At 65.3% G+C, this 2,793-nt stretch carries 3 protein-coding genes; all 3 read right to left on the bottom strand.

What is annotated here, in order from left to right:
* Positions 1–776, bottom strand: a 776-nt coding sequence (locus PKKP23_RS33190; RefSeq protein ID WP_138721054.1) for a cytochrome c1, incomplete at its 3' end; no start/stop codon positions are given.
* A 22-nt stretch (positions 777–798) separates the two neighbouring features.
* Positions 799–2,184: a cytochrome b gene (locus tag PKKP23_RS33185; RefSeq protein WP_126880056.1), complete on the bottom strand. Its 1,386-nt coding sequence runs from the start codon at positions 2,182–2,184 to the stop codon at positions 799–801.
* Positions 2,185–2,793: ubiquinol-cytochrome c reductase iron-sulfur subunit (petA, locus tag PKKP23_RS33180; RefSeq protein WP_126880055.1), on the bottom strand; the 609-nt coding region annotated here is incomplete at its 5' end.

The raw sequence follows: 2,793 nt of genomic DNA, 5'->3' as shown, positions 1-2,793 counted from the left end.
TTGATCTCTTTCCAGTAAGCGGCGTTCAGTCGCCAGGCAAAAAAGCTCAGCAGGCCCAGGAACAGCAGCACCCACACCCCGATCTGCCGGCGCGCCTTCTGCTGCGGCTCGGACATCCACGACAGGTACGCCACCAGGTCCGCCACCGCAGAATCATAATCCACCCGCGACAGCGTCCCCGGCGTGAGCTGGTCGTAGCCCGCAAAGCGGTGCTCCTTCTCGCCCGTGCGCTCGTCCACCACGTCCTCGAACTTCGCCGCGCGCTGCCCCTGCAGCTGCCACAGCACGTGCGGCATGCCCACGTTGGGGAACACCAGGTTGTTCCAGCCCGTGGGCCGCGTCGGGTCGCGGTAGAAGCTGCGCAGGTACGTGTACAGCCAGTCGCGTCCGCGCGCCCGCGCCTCCACCGACAGGTCCGGCGGTGCCGCCCCGAACCACGCCTTCGCGTCATCGGGCCGCATGGCCACCGTCATCGTGTTGCCCACCTTGTCGGTGGTGAACAGCAGGTTCGCCTGGATCTCCTTCTGCGCAATGCCGATGTCCTGCAGCCGGCTGTAGCGCATCAGGTTCGCACTGTGGCAGTTCAGGCAGTAGTTGACGAACAGCTGCGCCCCATGCTGCAGCGAGGCAAGATTTTCGCCGTTATCGGGCGCGCGGTCGAGCGGAATATTCTCCTGGGCCATCACCCGCCCCGGCACCGCTGCCACCAGCAGCGCCAGCACCAGTGCAACCCCGGCCGCGCCCGCACGCGCAAACCCTGCAAGCAATATCTTCATGTCCGGTTGTCCTCGTTCGCGGTTAATGGGGCTTGTACCGCACCCGTTCCGGCGGCTCCCTGAACGTGCCCAGCCGCGTCCAGAACGGCATGCCGAGGAAGAACGCGAAGTACACCAGCGCGCACACCTGCGCCACCAGCGTGGCCGCCGGCGACGGCGGCTTCGTGCCGAGGAACGCCAGCGTCAGGAACGCCAGCACGAAGATTCCGTAGAACACCTTGTGGAACAGCGGCCGGTAGCGGATCGACTTCACCGGCGAGCGGTCCAGCCACGGCAGGAAGAACAGCGACACCACCGCGCCGCCCATCACCACCACACCCCAGAACTTCGACTCCGTGAAGTACATCGCGACGATCACCAGCACCGCGAGCACCGGCAGCCCCAGCCGCCATTTCCCGCGCGCCCTCGCCAGCGCCAGCAGCCCCAGCAGCCCGATCACGACCATCAGCACGATCTTGAACGGGTCCGTGGTCGCGCGCAGCATCGCGTAGAACGCGGTGAAGTACCAGACCGGTGCAATCTCCGGCGGCGTCTGCAGCGGGTTGGCCGGGATGAAGTTGTTCGCCTCCAGGAAGTACCCGCCCATCTCCGGCGCGAAGAACACGATCGCGGCGAACACCATCAGGAAGATGCACACGCCCATGAAGTCGTGCACCGAGTAGTACGGATGGAACGGGATGCCGTCCAGCGGGCGTCCCTGCGCGTCCTTCTTCGCCTTGATCTCGATGCCGTCCGGGTTGTTCGAGCCCACCTGGTGCAGCGCGATCAGGTGCACGAATACCAGCCCCAGCAGCACCAGCGGGATCGCGATCACGTGGAACGCAAAGAACCGGTTGAGCGTGACGTCCGAGACCACGTAGTCGCCGCGGATCCACAGCGACAGGTCCGGGCCGATGAACGGGATCGCCGAGAACAGGTTCACGATCACCTGCGCGCCCCAGTACGACATCTGGCCCCACGGCAGCAGGTAGCCGAAGAACGCCTCGGCCATCAGGCACAGGAAGATCGCGCAGCCGAAGATCCACACCAGCTCGCGCGGCTTGCGGTACGACCCGTACAGCAGCCCGCGGAACATGTGCAGGTACACCACCACGAAGAACATCGACGCGCCCGTGGAGTGCAGGTAGCGGATCAGCCACCCCCACGGCACCTCGCGCATGATGTACTCCACCGAGCCGAACGCCAGCGTCGCGTCGGGCTTGTAGTTCATCGTCAGGAAGATGCCCGTGACGATCTGGTTGACCAGCACCAGCAGCGCCAGCGAGCCGAAGAAGTACCAGAAGTTGAAGTTCTTCGGCGCGTAGTACTCCGACAGGTGCGCCTTCCATGTCTCGGTCAGCGGGAAGCGCCGGTCGATCCAGCCGGTGAGCCCCGTGGTCTCTACCTCGTGTTCAGTGCCGCTCGCCATTTACGCTTCTCCTTTTTCGTCCCTGCCGATCACCAGCTGCGTGGCCGAGGTGAACATGTAGGGCGGGATGTCGAGGTTCTGCGGCGCGGGCTTGTTCCTGAACACGCGGCCCGCGAGGTCGTAGGTCGAACCGTGGCAGGGGCACAGGAAGCCGCCCGGCCAGTCGTCGGGCAGGTTCGGCTGCGCGCCCTCCTGGAAGCGCGGCGTTGGCGTGCAGCCCAGATGCGTGCACACGGCCACCGCCACGAGGATGTTTTTGTGCTCCGCACGCGAGCGGAACTCGTTTCTGCAGTACGCCGGCTCGGGCATCGAAAAGGGATTTTTGCTCTGCGGATCGGCCACCTCGCTGTCGGCCTTCTGGATGTCCGCGAGCATGCGGTCCGTGCGGTTCAGGATCCAGACCGGCTTGCCCCGCCAGGCCACCGTCATCATCTCGCCGGGCTTCAGGTTACCGATGTCCACCTCGACCGGCGCACCCGCCGCACGGGCCTTCTCCGATGGTGCAAACGAACTAACGAAGGGTACGACAGTGGCCACGCCTCCTATGCCACCTGCTACGGACGTCGCTATCAGCCACGTACGGCGGCTGCTGTCGACGCGGTCATCTTC

Source organism: Paraburkholderia kururiensis JCM 10599 = LMG 19447, assembly GCF_003986935.1.
GTDB lineage: Bacteria > Pseudomonadota > Gammaproteobacteria > Burkholderiales > Burkholderiaceae > Paraburkholderia > Paraburkholderia kururiensis.
The sequence above is the reverse complement of the archived record's forward strand: the minus strand, read 5'-3'. Positions and strand labels throughout refer to the sequence as shown.